This is a genomic window from Pseudolysobacter antarcticus, from assembly GCF_004168365.1.
GTDB classification, from domain to species: domain Bacteria; phylum Pseudomonadota; class Gammaproteobacteria; order Xanthomonadales; family Rhodanobacteraceae; genus Pseudolysobacter; species Pseudolysobacter antarcticus.
On record NZ_CP035704.1, the window covers coordinates 3,438,221 to 3,460,308 of the forward strand.

22 protein-coding genes are annotated in these 22,088 nt (G+C 59.5%); 3 read left to right on the forward strand and 19 right to left on the reverse strand.

The features are described from left to right. Nucleotides 1-38: 38 nt before the first annotated feature. The 4 genes from ELE36_RS14685 to ELE36_RS14700 all read right to left on the reverse strand — a co-directional run bounded on the left by ELE36_RS14685 (nt 39) and on the right by ELE36_RS14700 (nt 3,069). Complete coding sequence (locus ELE36_RS14685) at nt 39-743, reverse strand: SDR family oxidoreductase (protein WP_129834561.1); 705 nt, start codon at nt 741-743, stop codon at nt 39-41. Nucleotides 744-809: 66 nt separating this feature from the next. Beyond that, a complete protein-coding gene (locus tag ELE36_RS14690) occupies nt 810-2,018 on the reverse strand; it encodes an HlyD family secretion protein (protein WP_129834563.1) in 1,209 nt (402 codons plus the stop codon). Then, nucleotides 2,015-2,479 (reverse strand): PaaI family thioesterase, encoded by a 465-nt coding sequence (locus ELE36_RS14695; RefSeq protein WP_129834565.1) that lies wholly within the window; start codon nt 2,477-2,479, stop codon nt 2,015-2,017. Before ELE36_RS14695 ends, ELE36_RS14690 begins: the two co-directional genes overlap by 4 nt. Then, the gene (locus tag ELE36_RS14700; RefSeq protein WP_129834567.1) at nt 2,476-3,069 is read right to left on the reverse strand and encodes a TetR/AcrR family transcriptional regulator; all 594 of its coding nucleotides are present in this window, start codon (nt 3,067-3,069) and stop codon (nt 2,476-2,478) included. The genes ELE36_RS14695 and ELE36_RS14700 overlap by 4 nt, the downstream gene beginning before the upstream one ends. A gap of 66 nt (nt 3,070-3,135) precedes the next feature. Here ELE36_RS14700 and ELE36_RS14705 point away from each other — a divergent pair, with 66 nt between their 5' ends. Continuing rightward, entirely contained in the window at nt 3,136-4,740 is a 1,605-nt protein-coding gene (locus tag ELE36_RS14705) for a DHA2 family efflux MFS transporter permease subunit (RefSeq protein WP_129834569.1), read from the forward strand. A 167-nt stretch (nt 4,741-4,907) separates the two neighbouring features. Here ELE36_RS14705 and ELE36_RS14710 read toward each other — a convergent pair whose 3' ends face one another. The 4 genes from ELE36_RS14710 to ELE36_RS14725 form a co-directional block, all read right to left on the reverse strand. Beyond that, the gene (locus tag ELE36_RS14710) at nt 4,908-5,762 is read right to left on the reverse strand and encodes a helix-turn-helix domain-containing protein (protein ID WP_165371629.1); all 855 of its coding nucleotides are present in this window, start codon (nt 5,760-5,762) and stop codon (nt 4,908-4,910) included. A 16-nt stretch (nt 5,763-5,778) separates the two neighbouring features. Then, on the reverse strand, nt 5,779-6,660 hold the full coding sequence (locus ELE36_RS14715) for an alpha/beta fold hydrolase (protein WP_207215790.1): 882 nt from the start codon (nt 6,658-6,660) through the stop codon (nt 5,779-5,781). 37 nt (nt 6,661-6,697) lie between these two features. Next, a complete protein-coding gene (locus ELE36_RS14720) occupies nt 6,698-7,066 on the reverse strand; it encodes a nuclear transport factor 2 family protein (RefSeq protein WP_129834573.1) in 369 nt (122 codons plus the stop codon). A 429-nt stretch (nt 7,067-7,495) separates the two neighbouring features. After that, a complete protein-coding gene (locus ELE36_RS14725; RefSeq protein WP_207215791.1) occupies nt 7,496-8,221 on the reverse strand; it encodes a DUF1294 domain-containing protein in 726 nt (241 codons plus the stop codon). Nucleotides 8,222-8,286: 65 nt separating this feature from the next. Between ELE36_RS14725 and ELE36_RS14730 the strand changes: the two genes are divergently transcribed. After that, complete coding sequence (locus tag ELE36_RS14730) at nt 8,287-10,593, forward strand: RCC1 domain-containing protein (RefSeq protein ID WP_129834575.1); 2,307 nt, start codon at nt 8,287-8,289, stop codon at nt 10,591-10,593. Between the two features lie 27 nt (nt 10,594-10,620). On the opposite strand, the gene ELE36_RS21040 is transcribed toward ELE36_RS14730, so the two are convergent. The 8 genes from ELE36_RS21040 to prpB all read right to left on the reverse strand — a co-directional run bounded on the left by ELE36_RS21040 (nt 10,621) and on the right by prpB (nt 16,788). Further along, on the reverse strand, nt 10,621-11,580 hold the full coding sequence (locus tag ELE36_RS21040) for a BclA C-terminal domain-containing protein (protein ID WP_129834577.1): 960 nt from the start codon (nt 11,578-11,580) through the stop codon (nt 10,621-10,623). Nucleotides 11,581-11,719: 139 nt separating this feature from the next. Then, nucleotides 11,720-11,920 carry a hypothetical protein gene (locus tag ELE36_RS14740; protein ID WP_129834579.1) on the reverse strand — a complete coding sequence of 67 codons (201 nt, stop codon included), beginning with the start codon at nt 11,918-11,920 and terminating at the stop codon, nt 11,720-11,722. Nucleotides 11,921-11,967: 47 nt separating this feature from the next. Beyond that, nucleotides 11,968-13,494 carry a hypothetical protein gene (locus tag ELE36_RS14745; protein WP_129834581.1) on the reverse strand — a complete coding sequence of 509 codons (1,527 nt, stop codon included), beginning with the start codon at nt 13,492-13,494 and terminating at the stop codon, nt 11,968-11,970. Nucleotides 13,495-13,542: 48 nt separating this feature from the next. After that, nucleotides 13,543-13,830 (reverse strand): hypothetical protein, encoded by a 288-nt coding sequence (locus ELE36_RS14750; RefSeq protein ID WP_129834583.1) that lies wholly within the window; start codon nt 13,828-13,830, stop codon nt 13,543-13,545. After that, the gene (locus tag ELE36_RS14755; protein WP_129834585.1) at nt 13,827-14,105 is read right to left on the reverse strand and encodes a hypothetical protein; all 279 of its coding nucleotides are present in this window, start codon (nt 14,103-14,105) and stop codon (nt 13,827-13,829) included. Before ELE36_RS14755 ends, ELE36_RS14750 begins: the two co-directional genes overlap by 4 nt. 27 nt (nt 14,106-14,132) lie before the next feature. Further along, a complete protein-coding gene (prpC, locus tag ELE36_RS14760) occupies nt 14,133-15,287 on the reverse strand; it encodes a bifunctional 2-methylcitrate synthase/citrate synthase (RefSeq protein WP_129834587.1) in 1,155 nt (384 codons plus the stop codon). A 44-nt stretch (nt 15,288-15,331) separates the two neighbouring features. Continuing rightward, nucleotides 15,332-15,892 (reverse strand): hypothetical protein, encoded by a 561-nt coding sequence (locus ELE36_RS14765; RefSeq protein WP_129834589.1) that lies wholly within the window; start codon nt 15,890-15,892, stop codon nt 15,332-15,334. Between the two features lie 2 nt (nt 15,893-15,894). Continuing rightward, nucleotides 15,895-16,788, reverse strand: a complete 894-nt coding sequence (gene prpB, locus ELE36_RS14770; RefSeq protein WP_129834591.1) for a methylisocitrate lyase — start codon at nt 16,786-16,788, stop codon at nt 15,895-15,897. Between the two features lie 58 nt (nt 16,789-16,846). On the opposite strand from prpB, the gene ELE36_RS14775 reads away from it, so the two are divergent. Beyond that, nucleotides 16,847-18,196 (forward strand): MFS transporter, encoded by a 1,350-nt coding sequence (locus tag ELE36_RS14775; RefSeq protein ID WP_129834593.1) that lies wholly within the window; start codon nt 16,847-16,849, stop codon nt 18,194-18,196. A 3-nt stretch (nt 18,197-18,199) separates the two neighbouring features. On the opposite strand, the gene prpE is transcribed toward ELE36_RS14775, so the two are convergent. The 3 genes from prpE to ELE36_RS14790 form a co-directional block, all read right to left on the reverse strand. Continuing rightward, nucleotides 18,200-20,095 (reverse strand): propionate--CoA ligase, encoded by a 1,896-nt coding sequence (gene prpE, locus ELE36_RS14780; protein ID WP_129834595.1) that lies wholly within the window; start codon nt 20,093-20,095, stop codon nt 18,200-18,202. A gap of 124 nt (nt 20,096-20,219) precedes the next feature. Beyond that, nucleotides 20,220-20,747: a hypothetical protein gene (locus ELE36_RS14785; protein WP_129834597.1), complete on the reverse strand. Its 528-nt coding sequence runs from the start codon at nt 20,745-20,747 to the stop codon at nt 20,220-20,222. Nucleotides 20,748-20,818: 71 nt separating this feature from the next. Further along, complete coding sequence (locus ELE36_RS14790; RefSeq protein ID WP_129834599.1) at nt 20,819-22,009, reverse strand: WD40/YVTN/BNR-like repeat-containing protein; 1,191 nt, start codon at nt 22,007-22,009, stop codon at nt 20,819-20,821. Between the last annotated feature and the right edge of the window lie 79 nt (nt 22,010-22,088).

The following is a 22,088-nucleotide window of genomic DNA, read 5'->3' on the forward strand; positions in this document are numbered from 1 at the left end:
ACGCTCGTAGCCCATGCCGTACGGAATGCTACATTTTTTCAAGCAGGCACCGCGAGATAGACGCCCGGCTGCGCACTCAGCCCAGCTTTTACCTGACGCGAAATCGCATCGGCGAGCACTTCCAGATCACCGGCTTCGATACCTTGCAGCACAGTGTTCGCCACATCGCTCGGATTCGATTTTGGCGCCTGCACATCCTTGACCATGTCGGTATCCATGTAGCCGACATGCACGGCCACCACTTGCGTGCCCTGCGCGCGCAACTCTTGGCGCAAGCCGTTGGTGAGCGACCATGCCGCGGCTTTTGATGCGCTGTAGCCGATCGAAGTCGGAAAGCTGACCCAGCTTAACGCCGACAATACATTCACCAATACGCCGCCGTTGTTCGCCGCGAGTACCGGTGCAAACGCCTTGCTCACGGCGAGCAAGCCGTAGACATTGGTTTCAAATTCGGCGCGCATATTCTCGGTCGTGCCCTGTGCCAACGCCGTGCCGCCGCGAATGATGCCGGCGTTGTTGATAACCAGCGTGACATCGCCGCACGCCTTGACCGCCGCGGCGATATCGTCGGCATTGGTGACATCGAGTTTGATCGCCTGCACACCCGGCAAAGTGATACTGGCGGGATCACGCGCGGCGGCGTAAACCTTGCTCGCGCCGGCGGCGAGCAGTGCCTTGGCGAACGCGAGTCCTAGTCCACGATTGGCGCCGGTGACAAATGCAACTGAGCCTTTAATGTTCATGGTTTATCTCCTGTGTTTATGAAAAAAGTTTTTATATGACGAATATCATATTCATGGGCAAATGTTTTATTGCTTGATGTTTGCCGTCGCGGCGATTGATGGCAAAGCCGGCGCAACCGATTCATCGCCGACTGTTGTTTTGCTCGGCGCTTTCAATGTCACCGTCACCGTGCTCGACAATCCCGGACGCAGCGCGGCGAGTGATGACTGCCCGATATCGAAACGAATCCGCACCGGCACGCGCTGCACGATCTTGGTGAAATTTCCGGTGCCGGGCTCGAACGGCAACAGCGAAAACTGCGAACCCGAGCCCGGTGCAAAACTCTCGACCTGACCCTTGAATACCACGCCGGGCAAGGCATCGATTTCGACGCTCGCCGATTGGCCGGCGGTCATGCGGCCGGTCTGGGTTTCCTTGAAGTTGGCGACCACGTACAGATCGTTGATCGGCACGATGCTGAGCAGGCGCGTGCCGGGCTGAACGTAATCGCCCTGCTCGACTTGGCGGTCGGCGACGACGCCATCGATCGGCGCAAAAATCATCGTGTGTTGTTGATCCTGCAACGCGAGATTGAGCGCCGCACGTGCACCGGCTACTGCCGCTTCGGCCTGCGCGAGATTGGCCTGCAAGGTCTGTCGTTTGGCGCGCGTGACCGCCGCCTGATTGCGACTCACATCGAACTGCGCACGACTGCGATCCGCATCCGCCACCGCGCTGATCGCCGCAGCGCGATATTGATCCGCATCGTGTTTCGCCACCGCGCCGGAGCCGACCAGATTATCGAAACGCTTGCGATCTGCCTGCGCGCGTTCGCTCTGCGCATCGGCGGAACGAATCGAGGTCAAGGCCGAGCGAATATTCGACGCCGCAAGTTGCTCTTCCGCATCGAGCGCATTCAACGTCGCACTCGCCGCCGCCTGAGTTGCCTGTGCATTTTGCAGCGCCGCACCGGCAGACGCGACACGCGCATCGAACTCTTCCGCATCGATACGCAGCAACGCATCACCACGTTTCACTTGCTGGTTGTGCCGCACCAGAACTTCGGCCACGAGGCCGCGCACTTTCGGCGCGACGATCGAACTGTCGGCCTGCACATAAGCGTTGTCGGTCGACACCGAGGATTTCGGCGCCGCGATATAAAACGCACCGCCTGCGCCGAGCGCGATCGCAATCAGCACCGCGACGAGCGCCTTGCGCGAGAACATCGGACGAGGCGTTTTCATATCGGTCGGTGTGATCGGCGTGGCTGCGACTTGCGCAGTTTCAGTGCTCATTTTTCGATCACCAATAATGTCGATGTCGCCGATGCGTAGAGTTTTCCATTCGCATCGATCAGCCTGGCTTCGGCGAAAGCAACACGTCGACCGATGCTGATCACACGCCCTTCGGCGCGCACCTTTCCGGTCTTGTCGGTCAGCGCTTTGTGGTACGCGACCTTGAGTTCCAGCGTGGTATATCCCTGCGTCGTACTGAGGCTCGCGTGCACCGCGCAACCGCATGCCGAGTCGAGCAATGTGGCGGCGTATCCGCCGTGCACCATGCCGATCGGATTGTAGGCATGCAGGCCGGGGATGCCTTCGAATACCGCGCTGCCTACGGCGACTTCAACCAAGGTGAAATCGAGCGAATCACCAATACCCGGACGTTTGCCGCCGGCGATCAGCGCCTGCAATTGTTGCAACCCAGTGAGACTCGCCGAATTCTGCGAACCGGTGATTTCGTTGACCATATTCATGCGTATTGCTCCAAGGCGAGACGACGTTTGAGTTGTTGCCGTGATGCGGCGAGGATGGCATCCGAACGTTCCGTATTTGCTTCCATGCGCGCGAGTGATAACGCGCCGAGCAATTCGGCCAGCATCGAGTTCGCCTCCTCAGTCGCCTCGTTGTGATCGAGCTTGCTCAGCAGCTCGGAGAACGCGGACGCGAGGCGCTGCGCGCCTTTCGCAAAGCGCGCGCGCAGCCCCGGTGCGAGGCGTGGCAGATCCGAGGCGAGCGCGGCGAGCGGACAACCACTGCGGCGAGAGTCGCGATGTTTGGCCGACAGATAAAAATCGATGTACGCGATCAGCGCTTCACGCGGATCGCGATCCTCGGTTTCGTGCCGCAGACGCTCGCGCGACTCCTCGAACATATGCTCGATCGCGGCGGCGACCAGATCATCCTTCGATGCGAAATGCGCATAAAACCCGCCATGCGTGAGTCCGGCATCGGCCATCACCGCGGCCACGCCAATGCGATGCGGCCCTTCGGCACGAATGGCCTTGGCCGCGGCCTTGACCACCTTGAGATGAGTCTTCTGTTTGTGTTCGGAGTCGTAACGCATGGCCTTGCCGTTTCGTTTATATGATGCATATAATATTACGAGCATCATTCAAACGCAAGTATCGCCATGAGCACTCCAGCAGCAATCATTCCGATCGCATCGACAGCCGCTTGGTCGCCTGCTGACCTTCCGAACGCGCGCAAATATCTGATCTTCGCGGTGATGGCGTTCGGCCAGTTCATGGCGCTGATCGATATCCAGATCGTCGCCGCCTCGCTCAACGATGTGCAGGCCGGATTGTCCGCCGGCCCGGAAGAAATCAGCTGGGTGCAAACCGGCTATCTGATGGCCGAACTGGTGATGATTCCGTTCTCTGCCTTTCTCGCGCAGGCGCTCTCGACGCGTTGGCTGTTTGCGTTGTCGGCGGGCCTGTTCACGATCGCCAGTGCGCTGTGCGGACTGGCGTGGGACATCAATTCGATGATCGTGTTTCGCGTGATCCAGGGCTTTGTCGGCGGCGCGATGATCCCGACCGTATTCGCCACTGGCTTCGCACTTTTCACCGGCCCGCAACGCGCGATGATTCCGGCGATACTCGGCATGGTTTCCGTGCTCGCGCCGACACTCGGGCCGACCGTCGGCGGCTGGCTGACCGACGTATTCGGCTGGCGCTCAATCTTCTATGTCAACATCGTGCCGGGCATCATCGTCACGTTTCTCGCAGCATCGGTAATCAAGGTCGATCGACCGAATCTGGCGATGCTCAAGCGCATCGACTATGCGCATCTCGGCGCGATGGCAGTGTTTCTCGGCGGCCTCGAATACGTGCTAGAAGAAGGCCCGCGCTACGACTGGTTCGGTGATCCAAGCATCGCGATGGCGGGCTGGATTTCATTCATCGCGTTTCTGCTTTTCCTCGAACGCTCGTTCCGCTCGAACGGCCCGATCGTCAAACTCACGCCGTTTCGCAATCCGACGTTCGCGTTCGCCTGCGTGTTCAATCTTGTGATCGGATTCGGCCTGTATTCGGCGACGTATTTGATCCCGGTTTTTCTCGGCCGCGTACGCGACTACAACAGTCTGCAGATCGGCACGACGGTGTTTGTCACCGGCATCGCACAAATCCTGAGCGTGGTCATCGCCGCACGTCTGTCGCAGCGGCTCGATCCGCGCTGGATGATTACCGCGGGCTTGAGTCTGTTCGCCAGCAGCCTGTGGTTCACCTCGTATCTCACGCCCGAATGGGGATTTACCGCGTTCGTCCTGCCGCAGATGTTGCGCGGTTTTGCGATCATGTTGTGCATCGTGCCGAGCGTGAATCTGGCGCTATCGGGATTTGCAATGGCCGAGCTGCGTTATGCCTCGGGTCTGTTCAATCTGATGCGCAATCTCGGTGGCGCGGTGGGCATCGCGATCGTCAATACCTGGCTGCAGGACAACACGCGCGAACAGGTTGCTCGCATGGGCGAAAGCCTCGGTCAAGCCGGACGCCATGCGCCGAATATCGTCGCCGATCTCGCTGCACGTTTTTCCCAGATCACCACCGACACCGGCCATGCGCTGCTGCTCGCGCAAGGCGAGCTCGCGCGTGTGGTTTCGCGGCATGCACTCACGCTGTCGTTCAACGAAGTGTTTCGCCACATGGCGTGGCTGTTCATCGTTGCGCTGATCATGGTGCCGTTCTGCCGGCCGGCATCAAACGCGGCACCACCACCAGCGGATGCGCATTGAGGTTTCAGTGCGGCGCATGCGGCAGGAACCGCGCTACTTTCGCGGTCAGCAGCGCCGCCAGCGCCGGTTGCATGAAAACATAATTGCCGCGGAGACGCAGGCAGATCACGTGCCGGCCGGCGCGCACTTGCGCGCGTCGCCCCGACAATGCGCGGTGTACGCGCTAGTCACGCAACAGCGGGAGGTGCGGCTTTCGCCATAAACCACGTCGCAGTCGCCGCATCCGCCGGAAAAAATGCTTCTACGCGCAGCTCATGCACCGTGACGTCGTGCGGTGTGCCGAGCGTGGTGATTGTGGTGAACAGATTCAACGCGACATCGTCCTTGCGGATGTGCATCGCCAGGAACGGCAGCGCGCGCGAATCGAGATTGGGCGTCTGCGTGATCGCGGGCAAGCCCGAAAATGCGATCAGGTTTTCGAGCAGCCGCGTCGCCTCGCTGCCAGGGCCATCGCTCATTGCCTCGCGCTGGATCCAGTGCAGCATGTCGCCGCAAACCGCCTCCCAGTTCGCCAGATGCGGACGCAGTCCCGCCGGATCGAGCAGTATCCTGAGCACGTTGAGCGAGCCGTCCTGCGCGATAGCCTGATCCGCAGGCGCGCCCAGCAACCAGCGCATCAGCATCGCGGCCGGCGCATTGACCATGAGCAGATTCCACAACCGATCCACTACCAGTGCCGGATACGGCGATTGCTGCGCGAGCATGAATTGCAGCGCATGGCGCACCGATTGCAATTCAGGATCGGACAAGCTGCGCTCGTGATACGCCGGCGCGAAACCTGCGGCGAGCAGGATCACATTGCGCTGGCGCAGCGGAATGTCGAGCACGGCGCCGAGTTTCAGGATCAGCTCCTTGCTCGGCTGCGAGCGGCCGCTCTCGATGAAGCTGATATGCCGCTGCGAAATATTGCTTTCGGTCGACAAGCGCAGTTGGCTGTAACCGCGCTTGCCGCGCCAATAGCGCAACGCGGCGGGAAAATCGCTGAAATACCGTTCGTTCGCTGCCGCGCCCGCCGTCTGCATGACTGCTCCTCCTTTGTTACTCGACGGCGACGCGCTGATCAGCGCCGGCGAAAGCCAGCAGATCGGCGTTGATGCCATCCATGTGGGTGATGAAAAATCCGTGCGGCGCGCCCTGATAAATCTTGAGCACCGCGCCCGGCACCAGGGCCGCCGATGCCTCGGCGGTCAGCGCTAACGGCGCCGAGGCGTCCAGGTCGCCGTGCAGAATCAGTGTAGGCACATTGATGCGTTTCATCTCCTGCCGGAAGTCGGCCCTCACCACTGCCGTGTTGCAATCCTTGAGCGCTTTCGCCGAGGTGTTCAACGCCATCTGACGTACCCAGTTCACCATCGCCGGTGTGGTTTGCGGAACCACGAACGGCGGCAGGTTTTCCTCGATCCATTCTGGGTAATCGCGCATCAGTTGTTGGGTTTGAAAAAACTCGAACAATGCCACATCGATGCCATCAGGATTATCCGGCGCCAGGGCGAGCATCGGCGTAGTGGTACCAAGCAAGGCGATGCGCGCCACGCGATCGCTGCCGAAACGCGTGAGATAGCGCACGATTTCGCCGCAGCCCATCGAGTGACCCACCAGCGTCACGCCGCGCAGGTCGAGCACTTCCAGCAGCGCCGCGAGATCGTCGGCCAGAGTATCGAAATCGTAGCCACGGCCCGGATCACTTGAGCGGCCGTGGCCACGCCGATCATAGCTGATGCAACGCAGGCCTTGTTCCGATAACGCCAGCGTCTGGTAATTCCACATGTCCGATGGCAGCGACCAACTGCCGACGAATACCACCGGCGCGCCTTGGCCCCAATCGCGATAAAACAGCATCGTCCCGTCGTTGGTGTGGATGAAATTCGGCGCTGCGTGGCGCGCCGACATGAGGGCGGCGCCGATGTTGGTTGTGTTCATGGTGTTGTGCTCCACATCGAGAAGGTGGTGACGGTATTCAAACGGCGGCCGGCGCTGCATCGAGAAAACCGATCACCCGTTGCAGGCGACCATCGGCAGCCACCTCGGCGACATCGGTGCCGTAAGCCACCGGCGCCTGGGTCGGCAATCCGAGCGACCACGAAAAGCGCACCACTTCGTTGTGCGTATCGACTGTGCCGCACGCGGCGAAACGGTAGCCGTCGAACTGCCGCTGTACTGCACCGATCATCTGCTCAAGCCCGGCGTGGCCTTCGCCGCGCATCATCGGATCCAGATAGCTTGCGTTCTCGCTGAACAACGCCGCAATGCGCACACGTCGCGTGTCGGTATCGGTTTCATTCCACGCGGCGAGGTAGTTCTCAACGATGTGGTTGGTATCGATCATGGGGATTCTCCGTTGGGTAAGTTGAAAGACGACGGAGATAGCTTGCCGCGGCAGATGCGGCGTGGCGATTACCTGCAAGGTTATCGAGCGAGATCGCGAGCCGGCGCGGCGCGCACAGATTGCGCTGGTGTAGTGATCGCCGGCTGCCGCAAGCGCGTGGCGAGAGCGCTATATGCCGAGACACGGGCCGGAGCGCGCGGCGTCGAAACGCTCATCACCCGCCGCACGCGGCGGCGGCGGGATGCGGCTACGCTGAAACGACCGCGTTCGGCATGCCTGGATTGGTGTTGAACAGACTGCGCAATCTTGTGATTCCACGCGACGTATCGCGATCGTCCTGGCGACGCTCGCAAACCAAACCGGATGCAGCGATGAATCGCATCTCCCCTCGTCACATATTACCCGCCCCGCCACTTTGGCGCAGCAAGTTCAGCGCATTCCGAGCACTGTGCGCAGCATTTCAGCCCCTGTCCGCGAGAATAAAAATCCCAGCGCTGCGCAGTTGAAAACCACTGTTACCCAGAACACCTGTTGAAACGATGGTTTTCTGGATTTGTGATGAATCAGTTTCTGCGCAGCAAGCGCACCCGGCCACCCACCGACCATCGCAAATATGTGCAAGGTATTTTCCGGAGTGCGCCACTGACCTCTTTTCGCCGCCGACTTGTCGAAAACATATGCGACGAACGTGCTGCTGCTGGCAACGAGATACAGCAAAAGCAATTGCCATGGCAGCTTGCCAATAAACGCAGCACCGGCGACAAAAATCAGAAACGATACAGCGAATATCAGAGGCATTGCGCCGATTCGATGCGGCAGCGCTGACGCCATGGACTCGCCAACGAAAGTGACATTTTCAGCCTGCATGCGTCCCTTCGCATCGATTTTGGTTTCATAGATCACGACTTCATTTTCGACCGGACGTCGCTGCCGCCTTTTGAAAGATTTGATATGCACGAAGATTTCCTTCGTGCCGCCATTTTGGACGATGAACCCAAATCCCTGCGGATCGTTCCAGCGGACTATTTTCCCTTGATAACGCATCGTGATTTTTCGTGTTAATCGATGAGCTTGCAGAGAAGCTTCGCGCATAGCTTGCCTGCTGCGCATTGCGGCGGCAATGCGGGTGATGTGAGGGTAACTATTCAGTAACACGACCGCATGAGACTTGCGCGCGCCCTTTTACGCATTGATCGGATAACCGCCAAGGAGGATCCGTCATGCGTACTACCATCCTGCAATCCGTGTCGCGCCAGTTTCGCCCTACGCACGCTGTTTCGTGCTTCGTTTTTATGCTGTTACTCCTCACACTGCAGTCGCTGGCGCAGGCGACTCCTGCATTGGTCGCGCAGCAGATCAGCGTCGGCGGTCAGAGTCGGCATGCCTGTGCAATCGTCAATGGCGGCGCGTTATGCTGGGGTTACAACTACGATGGCCAACTCGGTGATGGCGGATTTCTTGATCGCACCCAGCCGGGGCCGGTGTATGGGTTGCAAACGGGCGTGACCGCGATTGTGGTCGGTGGCTATCACACTTGCGCGATCGTCAACGGCGGCGTGAAATGCTGGGGCCGCAATCCCGACGGCGAACTCGGCAACGGCGGGGTCGACGACAGCGCGATCCCGGTGCCGGTGCAAGGCCTAACGTCTGGCGTCATCGCCATTTCGGCCGGGCTGTATCACACCTGCGCGATTCTCAGCGGCGGCACGGTGCGCTGCTGGGGCTGGAACTCGAACGGGCAACTTGGCAACGCCACAATCAACGCGACCAACAGCGGCGCACCGACGCAGGTATCGAATATCGCGTCCGGCGCAACTATGATCGCGAGCGCCGGCTATCACACCTGCGCAATCGTCAGCGGCGCGGTGCAATGCTGGGGCTACAACGTCTACGGCGAACTTGCCAACGGCTCAATCATCGACAGCCATGTCCCAGTGACAGCAAACGTGCTGGGAGCGGCGGTTGGATTGACGGTGAGTTCGATTGCCTCCGGCCTGTTTCACACCTGCGCGATCATCAGCGATGGCACGATGCGTTGCTGGGGCGGCAACGGCAACGGCGAGCTCGGCAACAACACCGTGATCGCGACCAATGGCGGCGCGGCGGTCACGGTTTCCGGCATCGGCTCCGGCACCACGGCGATCGCGGCTGGCGGCTATCACACCTGCGCCGTGGTCAGTGGCGCGGCCAAGTGCTGGGGTTACAACATGTTCGGCCAGCTCGGTGTTGGATCACTGCTGGACAGCCACGTGCCGGTGGCGGTGAGCGGACTTACCACGGGCGTGACATCGATCACCGCAAGCCTGTCGGATTCATGCGCGCTGGTCACGATCGCCGGCAAGAGTGAGGAGAAATGCTGGGGCATCAATCTCGATGGCGAGGTCGGTCTCGGCGACCAGGTTTATCAAGTGACACCGGTGGCGGTGAGCGGGCTCGCAAGCGGTGCCAGTGCGCTTGCATCCAGCGCGGTTTCGCTGCACAACTGCGCGGTGGTAAGCGGCGCGGCGCAGTGCTGGGGCGACAACGAAACCGGCGAGCTCGGCAACGGCAACATCATCGACAGCTCGATACCGGTCGCGGTCAGCGGTTTGAGTTCAGGCGTGACCGGCGTCGCCACCGGCGGTTACCACAGTTGCGCGGTAGTCAGCGGCGCAGCGAAATGCTGGGGCAGCAATGCGAATGGTCAACTCGGCAACGGCAGCACCACCGGCAGCACGACACCGGTCACCGCCATCGCCTCTGGCGTGACCGCGATCACGGCCGGCTATGCATACACCTGCGCGATCGTCAGTGGCGGCGTGAAATGCTGGGGCGCGAATAGTAACGGTGAACTCGGCAACGGTTCGATCAGCGAGAATCATTCACCGGTAGCGGTCAGCGGGCTTAGCGCTACGGTCATCGCGATCTCCTCGGGAGTCGCCCATACCTGCGCGGTACTGCAGACCGGCAAGATCCAGTGCTGGGGTTACAACTCGAACGGCCAACTCGGCAACGGCACTAACGTCTCGACCCTAGCCACACCACCGGTGACGGTCTCCGGCATCAGCAGCGGTGCGACTGGCATTGTCGGCGGCGGATATCACACCTGCGCGATCGTAAGCGGCGGCGTGCAATGCTGGGGCGACGGCTTCACCGGCCAGCTCGGCAATGGCGGCCTGGTCAACAGCTACACTCCTGTGGCGACCAGCGGGCTCAGCTCCGGCGTGACGGCGATCACCGCTGGCGGCGGCTTCACGTGTGCGGTGGTGAGTGGCGCGGTGAAATGCTGGGGCGCGTTCTACACGCTGGCTGGCAACGGCGCGATTGCGTTGTACACGACGCCCTTCGCAATGCCGACTCTCACCAGCGGCGTCACTGCGCTCGGTTCGTCGTATTCGAGTGCCTGCGGTATCGTCAGCGGCGCGGTGAAATGCGCCGGCACGGATTATTTCGGCGAGCTCGGTGATGGCCGCTCGGTGTATCTGACTGCACCTGCATTCGTGGTGCAGGGTGACCGGATTTTCTACGATAGCCTTGAAGGTTATTGATTACTCACAAGCCCCATTTTTCGACCATCAATTCAATTTGCGCAACAGTATCGATGCGTTGACATTTTGCTGCGTTCCGCCGGCGAGTGGCTGCAAGGTAACAGCAGCTGCGGAAGTATGGTTGCGCAAAGTGATGTTATCGCCAACGTTGGTTGAAATGATTGCCTGCCCGCTACTTTGCTGCGTGCCGGCACCCGAGCCGTAGATGGCCGCCGCGACCGGAACACCATTTACCGTCAATGCAAACTGATTCGGCTCCACCGCCGAAATAATCCACGACACTTCGTAATCGCCACTGACGGTCACAACGATTGTCGACGTGCCAGGGATATGAATGAACCCACTGATCACGCCGTTAGTGTCGAAAGCAACATCTGCTTCGATGGGAACGACTTGTGCCGACTGGGCATAGACATAGGCGTATTGGGATGACAGCCCGCCCGTCGCGCCCGTCGCGCCGGTGGTTCCTGTCGCGCCAGTAACGCCAGTAGCACCTTGGCTACCCGTCACACCGGCCAATCCAGTCGCACCGGTGACGCCCGTCAGGCCTTGGATGCCCTGGATGCCTTGCGGACCCGCGGCACCGGTCGGCCCTTGGTTGCCAGCCAAGCCACCCGTGCCAGTTACACCCTGGATACCTTGGATACCTTGCGGACCTGTTGGACCAGCAGGCCCTGTGACGCCGGTTGCTCCCGTAACGCCAACCGTCACTGCACATTGCCCCAGCAATCCTCCCGGGCCAAAACACACGCCATTGGAATATGTCGCTGGCGCGCCGGCCAGGTAAGGCACCGTCACCGTGCCGCTGCCATCAACTTTCAGCAGCGTATTGGCAGCGTTATCCTGCACCAGAAGCCCACCGCCGACCGGCGTGTTGATCTGCACGTCCGCCGCATGCGCAACGCCAAAACTTGTCGCGATGAGCAGTGAAATGGAAACGGCGATGGCGCGTTGGCGCGGCAATACGATGATCGAATTCTGTCTCATGTGATATCCCCAATGACTTTGGTGCGCCGAGAAAGGCAGGCGAAGTGCGTCTGAAAATGCAGGAGAAAAACTTCAGCGTGATAGTGTCGCGAAAGACTCGAATTTCCCCATCTTGATACGAGTATCGCGTGGCCTTTGGCTAGCCGTCAATGTCATCGAAAAAGTGCAGCCGCGCCATACTCGCGCATAAATGCAGAATGATGTCGACATCGTAGGCGCCGCCGTTTTCCATAGTCGATTCGCTCGGCATCTGGCCATCAAACTTCAAGCAGAAATGTCTCCAGGCGGGCACGCATTCCGTGGTCACGCCGAGATTTTCCGGCGGCGCAGCGAACAGCACCAATTTGTACTGACATCAATAGCGGCAACGCAGCGACCTGCGCATGTTTACCGGGTGCGCCGGTCGCACCCTTTCCACGACGGCATGTTCGCGATCACGCCTACCGGGATATCGGTCAGTGAACAGAAAATCTCCGCGGTCTGTTGCGGCGGCATCACCACCGAATAACGCGGTTCGGAAGGCGCGGTAAGCGCAGCAACCAGAAATCGACGCGCACTTTGATACAGCGCCGGATCGGCATGCGTATCGAGCAGAACTTCTCGCGCCGCCGTGAAAAACAGCAGGTCGACACCGAGTCGATCGTTTTCCTTGTCGCGCTGCAACCGCGCATACATCGCGGCTTGCTCGCCGACATTCAGCGCGCGCATTTGCGTGGTGACAGTTTCGCTGAGCAACTTCAATGCAAGATCGTCCGGCAGCGGCAGCGATGTCGGCGCGGTGAAATGCATGCGCCCGAACGTGTCGGCGTACATGGTCTGTTTGGCCGTCCAAATCAAACGTTGCGCATTCACCATGGGCGCGTGCTCACGGTCAGTCACGAGCAGCCGCGTCGAGCCGTCGACGTCGCTGAGAAACGCGCCGACCATCTGCCCGACCTGCGCATTCAGATGCGAAATGAATCGCGGAAAATTTTCGCCCCACCACGGCAGCGCGATTAGCGGCACCAATGCCAGCATCAACCCCAGCCCACGCGACAGATTGCCGACCAGCAGGCGCATGCCTTCGAGCCAGACGAACAATCCCACACCACCGATGATGATCGTGATAATCCAGAACGGCGACTCGGCCATCTGCGCCTCGACATACGCCAACGGCACTGCATCGAGTGGATGCTGCGGGTCGAACACAAGCGGAATGTCCGGTGCAGATCGCGTCCAGCCGACCAGCGCCGCATCGAGCGGCCGGTCGTACTGGCGTTGCAAAGCCTCGAGCGCGGTCTGCGGCAAAGGCCGACTCAGATTGAACGTGGAATACGGCGCGTGGGTCGCGAGCCAGTCGAGCGATGTTTGGCTGAGGCGAATTTCCGGCACGACAAAATCGTTGTCGTCGCGCGCCCACGCGAACGGCACGCCAGGCCGCAGCAAACTCAGATTGTGCAACGCATATTCATCGTGGAAAGGCAGCCGTGCCCCGCAAAAGGCGCGGCGCATCGCAGCGCCCCAATCGCCATCGAACTCGATCACCGCGCACGGCGATGCAAGCGCATAACCCTGCCAGTTGATGCTGTCCTGCGGCATGTCGGCGATGTTCCAGTCGACCGCGACCCAGCTCTCGACAATCTTGCCGGTCGCATGCGCCGTGTATTTTTCATACTGCCGATGCGCGATTTCGCGCTGCGGCCCAACCTGCCATGCCACGGCGAGAAAGATGCCGGCGAAGCTCAAAATCAAGGCCGCGAGCAGACCGATGATCGGCGCCGACAGAACACCGGCGATGCGCTCGCGCAGAAATCCGTTCCAACCAAACGCTGTTGCCGACGTCGACTGCGACGAAGTGTTTGCGGGCGACGCCGATGCGTTTTTCGTGGTCTCCGGCGACGCAGGATCACGCTGGATTTTCGGCTTTTTTGCCATGCAATAATCCTTGGCGGAAGCGACTTCGGCGTCCTCAGACTCTGTCCTTCAACCTACCGCTGGTCTTACAAACGCAATCAGGAAAAACACTAGTGCATGCGTGATTGCCAGCAGCATAAACCAGCCAACAAAAATACGAACGGCTGTTGCGCTTCGACACATCCACGCCACAGGAATGGAGAGCACGGACAAAACTGTAGCGATCTCCATCGGCTTAAAAATAAACGGCTCAGCATTGCCTGGACTCCAATCTCCCCAAAATATATATGCACAATTGGTGATTGCAAAATCCAGCAACGCTATCGCGAGCACCCATCGGCCGAGTGGAAAACTCACGATCCCTCTACGTGCTTACAAGGCGTTCGATGAATATAAAAACCGAGATTCGACTCGTCGGAAAATACTGCGTTCCCCGCGCCCGTTGGCGAAAGTTGGAAACCACAATCTTTGTCGAAACGGGCCTGTGCAATAAGCAAAGTACCCAAGAACTCAAGCGCCGCAGCGCTACCTTCAATCAAAACCGTACCCTCCTCTAGAGCACGGAATGTGAGCTTCTGAGACGCTTCCGCGAATCCCGCGCAAATGGCATCTGGCGACTCTGGGCTGTTCATGCGATCACTCCCAAAAATTGGAGTCGTCTAAACGCGCTGATCGATCGGCTGAAAAACCCGATCTTCCGGCCCGATGTAATTCGCGCTCGGGCGAATGATCTTGCCATCGATGCGCTGCTCGATCACGTGCGCGCTCCAGCCCGAAGTGCGCGCGATCACGAACAGCGGCGTGAACATCGCAGTCGGCACGCCCATCAGGTGATAACTCACGGCGCTGAACCAGTCGAGATTCGGGAACATTTTCTTGATCTCCCACATCACGGTTTCGAGGCGCTCGGCGATGTTGAACATTTTCATGTCGCCGGCCTGCTCGCCGAGTTCGCGCGCGACCTGCTTGATGACCTTGTTGCGCGGATCGGAAATTGTATACACCGGATGGCCAAAACCGATGATGACCTGCTTGTTTTCGACGCGCTGGCGGATGTCGGCCTCGGCTTCATCGGGTGTGTCGTAACGCTTCTGGATTTCGAAGGCGACTTCGTTCGCGCCGCCGTGTTTCGGTCCGCGCAACGCACCGATCGCGCCCGTGATGCACGAATGAATATCCGATCCGGTGCCGGCGATCACGCGTGCGGTAAACGTGCTCGCGTTGAACTCGTGTTCGGCATACAGATTGAGCGAGGTGTGCATCGCGCGCACCCATTCCGTCGATGGCGTCTTGCCATGCAGCAGGTGCAGAAAATGACCGCCGATCGAATCATCGTCGGTCTCGATTTCGACACGTTTGCCGTTGTGCGAAAAGTGATACCAGTACAGCAACATGCTGCCGAGTGACGCCATCAGCTGATCGGCAATATCGCGCGCACCGGCCGCATTGTGATCGTCTTTTTCCGGCAGCGCGCAACCCAACGCGGAAACGCCCGTGCGCATCACATCCATCGGGTGCGCCGCAGCAGGCAATTGTTCCAGCACCGCTTTCACGCTGGCCGGAATGCCGCGCAGAGATTTCAGTTTGGCCTTGTAGCCGGCCAGTTCGGATCGCGTCGGCAGCTTGCCGTGCACGAGCAAAAATGCGATTTCCTCAAACTCGCATTCGTGCGCGATATCCAGAATATCGTAACCGCGATAATGCAGATCGTTGCCGCTGCGACCGACCGAGCACAACGCGGTATTGCCTGCGGCGACACCGGATAACGCGACCGATTTTTTCGGCTTGGGCAAAACTTGTTCGGACTCACTCACCTTGCTTCTCCACTTTGTCTTCGTCAATACGATCAATGAGATCGTTATTCGGTAAATTCTTCGTCTTCGGATCGTTCGCAACGGTCGACGGCCACGTCCGCATCCGCTTTTTTTCGCACGCGGTTGTCAAAAACGCGGCAATCATCCAGCACCGAGCAATAACACGCGCGCGTTCTGATCCGCGCGGTTTGTTCGCGTAGCAATTTCCAGTCCTCGGCGTTATTGATTTTCAACGTCACCAGCTTCTCGCCAGCGGCGATCACGGTATCGCTGGCGGTGGATTGTATGTAGCCGGTCAGCTTGACGCCCAGCGCATCCATCACGTGCTTCCAGTCCGGTTGCGCCTTGCCATCAACATAGAGACGCAGGCTTTCGATGCGCGCCGGGCCGATACCCTTGTTCACCACCAACAGATTCATATCTGGATCCGAGCTGCCGAACTGCAGCTGCGTCCACACCTGCGCCCGCGCCTGCTCGCGCTGGATATGCGCGGTGTACGCCGATACGCACAACGCCAGCAAGCCGATCAGCGCTGCGATCAAAGCCGCGATGCCATCCCAGTTGCGTCGCGTTGGATGAGTGGATGTGGATTCGGGTGCCGGCATGATCAGCCCTCTTTCTTGCCATCCGCAAACAACGCATCGAGCTTCTGCTCGTAGGCGTGATAACCGAGATGTTCGTAGAGTTCGGCGCGCGTCTGCATGGTTGGCACGGCGGCTTTTTGTGTGCCGTCGCGGCGCACGGTTTCGTAGAAATTCAGCGCGGCCTTGTTCATCGCGCGATACGCGCCGCAGCAATACAACACGATATCGACCCCGGCGCCACCGAGTTCGGTGGTGGTGAACAATGGCGTTTGGCCGAACTCGGTGATGTTGGCGAGGATCGGCACTTTCACCGCATCCTTGAACTGGCGGTATTGTTCAAGTGTGTAGATCGCTTCGGGGAAAATCATGTCGGCGCCGGCTTCGACACACGCCACCGCGCGCTCGATCGCAAGCTCGATACCTTCCACCGCGATCGCGTCGGTGCGCGCCATGATGACGAAGCCCGCATCGTGTCGTGCGTCGACCGCCGACTTGATGCGATCGACCATTTCACCCTTCGCCACGACTTCCTTGCCGGGCCGATGGCCGCAACGTTTTGCCGCAACCTGATCCTCAATGTGCATCGCCCCGGCACCGGCCTTGATCACCGAGCGCACCGTGCGCGCGATGTTGAACGCGCCGCCCCAGCCGGTATCGACATCGACCAGCAACGGCAGATCACACACGTCGGTGATGCGGCGGATATCAGTCAGCACGTCTTCCATCGTGCTGATGCCGAGATCAGGCATGCCGAGCGAATTCGCCGCCACACCGCCGCCGGAAAGATACAGCGCGTTGAAGCCGCTGTGCTTGGCCATCAACGCGGCGTAGGCGGTGATCGCACCGACGACTTGCAGCGGCTTCTCGGCGGCGACGGCGGCGCGGAAGCGCGCGCCAGCAGAAAGATTCGTGGTCATGGCAGTTCCCGGCAAAGACCGCTATTTTAGCTGATCTGCAACCGCGACAGAGAACAGCATGCCGTCGATCCCAGCAAATCATCCCGCCACGGCTGCAATGGGCAATAGCACGGCGGGACGGCTGCGCTCGATTTTCAGCGGCTCGATCGGCAATCTGGTGGAGTGGTACGACTGGTACGTGTACTCGGCGTTTTCGCTGTATTTCGCCAAGGCGTTTTTCCCAAAGGGCGATCAGACCGCGCAGCTGCTCAACACCGCTGGCGTGTTCGCGTTGGGGTTTCTGATGCGACCGATCGGCGGCTGGCTGATGGGTTTGTATGCGGATCGGCGCGGGCGCAAATCCGCGTTGATGGTGTCGGTCGGTTTGATGTGCGGCGGCTCTTTGATCATTGCGTTGACGCCGGGTTATGCGAGCATCGGCATCGCCGCACCGGTGCTGCTGGTGTTCGCACGTTTGCTGCAAGGCTTGAGCGTCGGCGGCGAATACGGCACATCGGCGACGTATTTGAGCGAGATGGCGGCGCGCGCGCATCGCGGATTTTATTCGAGCTTCCAGTACGTCACCTTGATCATGGGCCAGCTACTCGCGCTCGGCGTGTTGATCGTGCTGCAGCAATGGCTGCTGACGCCGCAGCAACTCGATGCCTGGGGCTGGCGAATTCCATTTGCGATCGGCGCGCTGTGTGCGGTTGTCGCAGTTTATTTACGCCGCAATATGGCCGAGACCGAATCGTTCGAAAAAATGCGCGGCAAGGCGCCGCAAGAAAATCTGCTACGCGTGTTGTTGCGTCATCCGCGCGAAGTTTTGATCGTGCTCGGACTGACGATGGGCGGCACGGTCGCTTTCTACACCTACAGCATCTACATGCAGAAATTTCTGGTCAACAGCGCCGGCATGAGCAAGGACACTGCCACGCTGATTTCCGCCGCGACTCTCACCGGATTCATGCTGCTGCAACCGCTGATCGGCGCGCTGTCGGATCGCATCGGCCGCCGCCCGCTGCTGATCGGTTTCGGCGTCCTCGGCACCTTGCTGACAGTGCCGTTATTGCAGGCGATTGCGGTCGTGCAATCACCGCTTGCCGCGTTCGCGCTGATCATGGCGGCACTCGTGATTGTCAGCGGCTACACCTCGATCAACGCGGTCGTGAAGGCCGAATTATTCCCGGTCGAGATTCGCGCGCTCGGCGTGGGCTTGCCGTATGCATTGGCGGTGTCGATCTTCGGCGGTAGCGCCGAATACATTGCGCTGTGGTTCAAGAGCATCGGCCACGAGGAAGGATTCTACTGGTACGTCAGCGGCTGCATCGCGTGCTCGCTACTGGTGTATGTGTTGATGCGCGATACCAAACATCACTCGCGGATCAATCGTGAGGAGGATGAAAACGCGGCACGCGCAAAAACGTAAAGATCAACTATCCGATCCACGCAACAACGCCGCGCGCACATCTTCCAGCGCAGCCGGATCATCCAGCGTAGACAAGTCGCCGGGATCGCGATCCTCGGCCAGCGCCTGCAGCGAGCGGCGCAGCAATTTTCCCGAGCGCGTTTTCGGCAACGCGTTGACGATGTAGACATGCGCCGGTTTTGCGATGCCACCGAGCAGATCAACCACGCGCTGTTGCATGCCGATTGCAGCATCGTGTTTCCCGGCGGCCTCGAGGCTGCCGATTTTCAACGTCGCGAACACGATTGGCACCTGGCCCTTGAGTTCGTCGCGCACGCCGATCACGGCCACTTCGGCGACGCTGGCATGGGTCGCCACCGATTCCTCGATCTCGCGCGTGCCGAGGCGATGTCCGGCGACGTTGATCACATCGTCGGTGCGGCCGAGGATAAACGTGTAGCCATCTTCGTCGCGTATCGCCCAATCAAGCGAGCTGTACAGCAGCTCCTTGAAGTGCGAAAAATAACTGCGCAGGAAACGTTCGTCATCGTTCCAGATCGTGCTCATGCAACCAGGCGGCAACGGCGGCACGAAGGTCAGCACGCCTTTCTCGCCGGGTGCCGCATCGGCGCCGGTGACCTCGTTGATCACACGCGCGTTGAAGCCGAAATTCGGCAATCCGGGCGAACCGAGTTTGATTTTTTTCAGTTCGAGGCCGGGCAATAACGTCAAGGTCGGCCAGCCGGTTTCGGTCTGCCAGTAATTGTCGATGATCGGTTTGCCGATGCCATCGCCGATCCAGCTCGCGGTCGATTCGTCGAGCGGCTCGCCGGCGAGGAACAAATATTTGAGCGCCGACAAATCGTACTGCTTGAGAAACGCCGCATCGTGTTTTTTCAGCACACGAATCGCGGTCGGTGACGAGAACATGCTGCGCACGCCGTACTCGGCGCAAATCTGCCACCAGATTCCAGCGTCGGGCTGGATCGGCAAACCGTCATACAGGATGCACGTGGCACCGACGATCAGCGGGCCATACACGTTGTACGAATGCCCGACCGCCCAGCCGATGTCCGACGTGGTGAACATGGTCTGGCCCGGGCCGACATCAAACACCGTGCGCATCGACAACGCCATCGCCACCGCGTAACCGCCGACATCGCGCTGCACGCCTTTCGGTTTGCCGGTGGTGCCCGAGGTGTAAAGCAGATAACTCGGCGCATTCGATTCGAGCCAGGCGACTGGCACTTCGCGACCTTCGTGCGACGATTTCAGCGCGTGATAATCCTTGTCGCGACCGGCGATTGTGGTCAGATCCGCATCAAGCCCACGACTCACGATCAGCACTTTCGGCGGCGCATTTTTTGCCATCGCACACGCTTCATCGACCAGCGGTTTGTAGCGGATCACCTTGCCCGCACGCATGCCGGCATCGGCGCAAATCAGCAGCTTCGGCTGCGCATCATCAATACGCAACGCAAGGTTGTGCGCGGCGAATCCACCGAACACCACCGAATGAATCGCACCGATGCGCGCGCACGCCAGCATCGCAAATACCGCCTCGGCGATGTTTGGCATGTAGATCACGACGCGATCGCCCTGCCCCACATCCAGCGTCTGCAGGATCGCGGCAAACGTATTCACTTCACGATACAAATCCGCATAGGTGTAGGTTTTACGCGTATTGGTTTCGGTGGAAATCGCGATCAGCGCGGCTTGATCGGCGCGCTCGGCCAGATGCCGATCGATCGCGTTATAGCAAAGATTGGTTTGACCACCGACGAACCAGCGCCGGAACGGCGGCTTTGAATAATCCAGAATCTGCTCGGGCTGCTTGTGCCAATAAATCGCCTTGGCCTGCTCGGCCCAGAATTTTTCCGGCTGCTCGATCGACTCGCGATGCATCGTTTCGTACGACATGGCCATTCCTCATGCGGATGGGCATCAGGGTAGAACATCTGCCAATGCGATGCGGCGCGACTTTGGTCTGGGTGGCAATGGCATAGATCATCGTCGGATAACGCGGCTGCGCCGCTCATCCTACCTACGCGTTGCGCGGTGGAATTGCCTTGCCACAGGTCGGGCAAAAGGTATCGGAGTGCGCGACCTCATGACCTGCCGGACATTTCGCGATGCTCAGCAACCATGGTTTGCGAAGCGCCGAGAACAAAATGCAGAAGGCCATGCCGTAGAAGAGCATCCAATGACCGGAGAATCCGCGAAGCTCCGCAGTAGAAATCCCGCTGCCGTGGCCTCGACTGTGTTCTTGCCCGGAAAACGCGATAAAAAAATTCAGGAAGGCATAAGCGAACAGCCCCATGACCGCATAGCGCATCCAGTTGGGACAGCCGGCCAGCATCTGCTTCCACGAGCTGCGTGTGCGCTGCCCGCGGTTGAGCCGAATCGAGACGAGCACCGCCGGCAGCCACACCACGAAGATGCCGATATGCAAGCCGAATACCGCCTCGCCACCGGGAGGTAAAGTCCCAGCGAGCGCCAGGATATGAACGGTCAGGCTCATCAGAAAACCGATGGCTGCCAACGCCATGAACGGAATCAGTAGATTGATCATTGGTTGCCTTGCGAAAGCTTTGAGTTGACGCGACGAATGGAGGGCGGGAAGTATTGAGCAAATTCTTATAACTACTCAAACGCATCGCCAAAAATATCATCTTCAACATAGCGCCATATTCCACCGAGCCAATTGCCGGAAACAATAATGGTTTGCGATCCATTGTGCGTGATTGCGGCGCGCTTGGCACCGTTGCTCATGGCGGGCACGGCAGTCATGGCCGACCAATGAATTCCTGTCGTGGGTGAGGAATACAAATTCGGCGCGTAACTGGCGCTGCTCGCGAACGAATCTTCGGCGTAAATCCGCAACGCCGTGCCGAAGAGCGCGTTGGCCGGTGAAGTGCTGACGTGTATCCAGGTCTGGCCGTAATCGCTGCTTTTGAATACGCCATCGGGATTGACCGAAGGCACATAGATCACGCCCTGACCGGTTTGATAAATCTGCGTGCTGCCGTGTTTGTGCTCGTAGGTCGGGGCGACATGGATCCAACTCGCGCCGCCGTTCGCGGTGCGCCAAATCCCCTGCGTGTTGCTATCCCACTGCGCCTGCGTGAGCCAGGTTGTTCGCGTGCTGGCGGCATTGCCGGTTTGCACAAAGAACGGATACAGCGATACACCGATATTTGTGGGCACGCTGATCGTAGTCCAGCTGGCGCCGCCATCGGTGGATTCGGAAATGCCAGGATAGCCATGAAATCCTGCAAGCAGATGCTGGCCATCGTTCGGATCAACATCCAGCGCATACACATCGTTGGCAAAATAATTATTGCCGGATGCCGCGCCAGCGGTGCTGTTGTTCACCGCGTGTGAAACCCAGTTCACGCCACCGTCGACACTTTCCCACACACCCGCGGCGGCATCGCCGGTGGCGGTCCACAAGGTTGGCGGCGTGGCCGGATTGCGGCTCGTATTCGAGTCGATTGCCGCAGTCCAGAGCTTGCCGCCATCGAGTTCGGCGCCATTGCTGCCAGTGTTAATTTTGGCCCAGGTCAGGCCGTAGTCGACGGATTTCCAGACGCCCTGGTAACAGGTGAATGCGTACAGATCGCTCGGCCGTGCCGGATCGGCGAGAACATCCTGCACGCCGTAGTTATCGTTGTTGAATGCCGAGCCGAGCAGGTTGATTGTCAATGGCGTGACGTTGCTCCAGCCGAGCGGTGCAGATGCAAACGCGCTGATCGTCGGCAGCCCGCAAAAAACAATCGCAACGAAAAATAATATCGGCGGGGAAATACGCTGGGGAATGAAGTGGCCGCACATGGGCGACCACTCTAATCCATCGCAGAATTCGATACACCTAGCGGGACATCACGGCTACTCAGCGCAACCGTGATGTTCA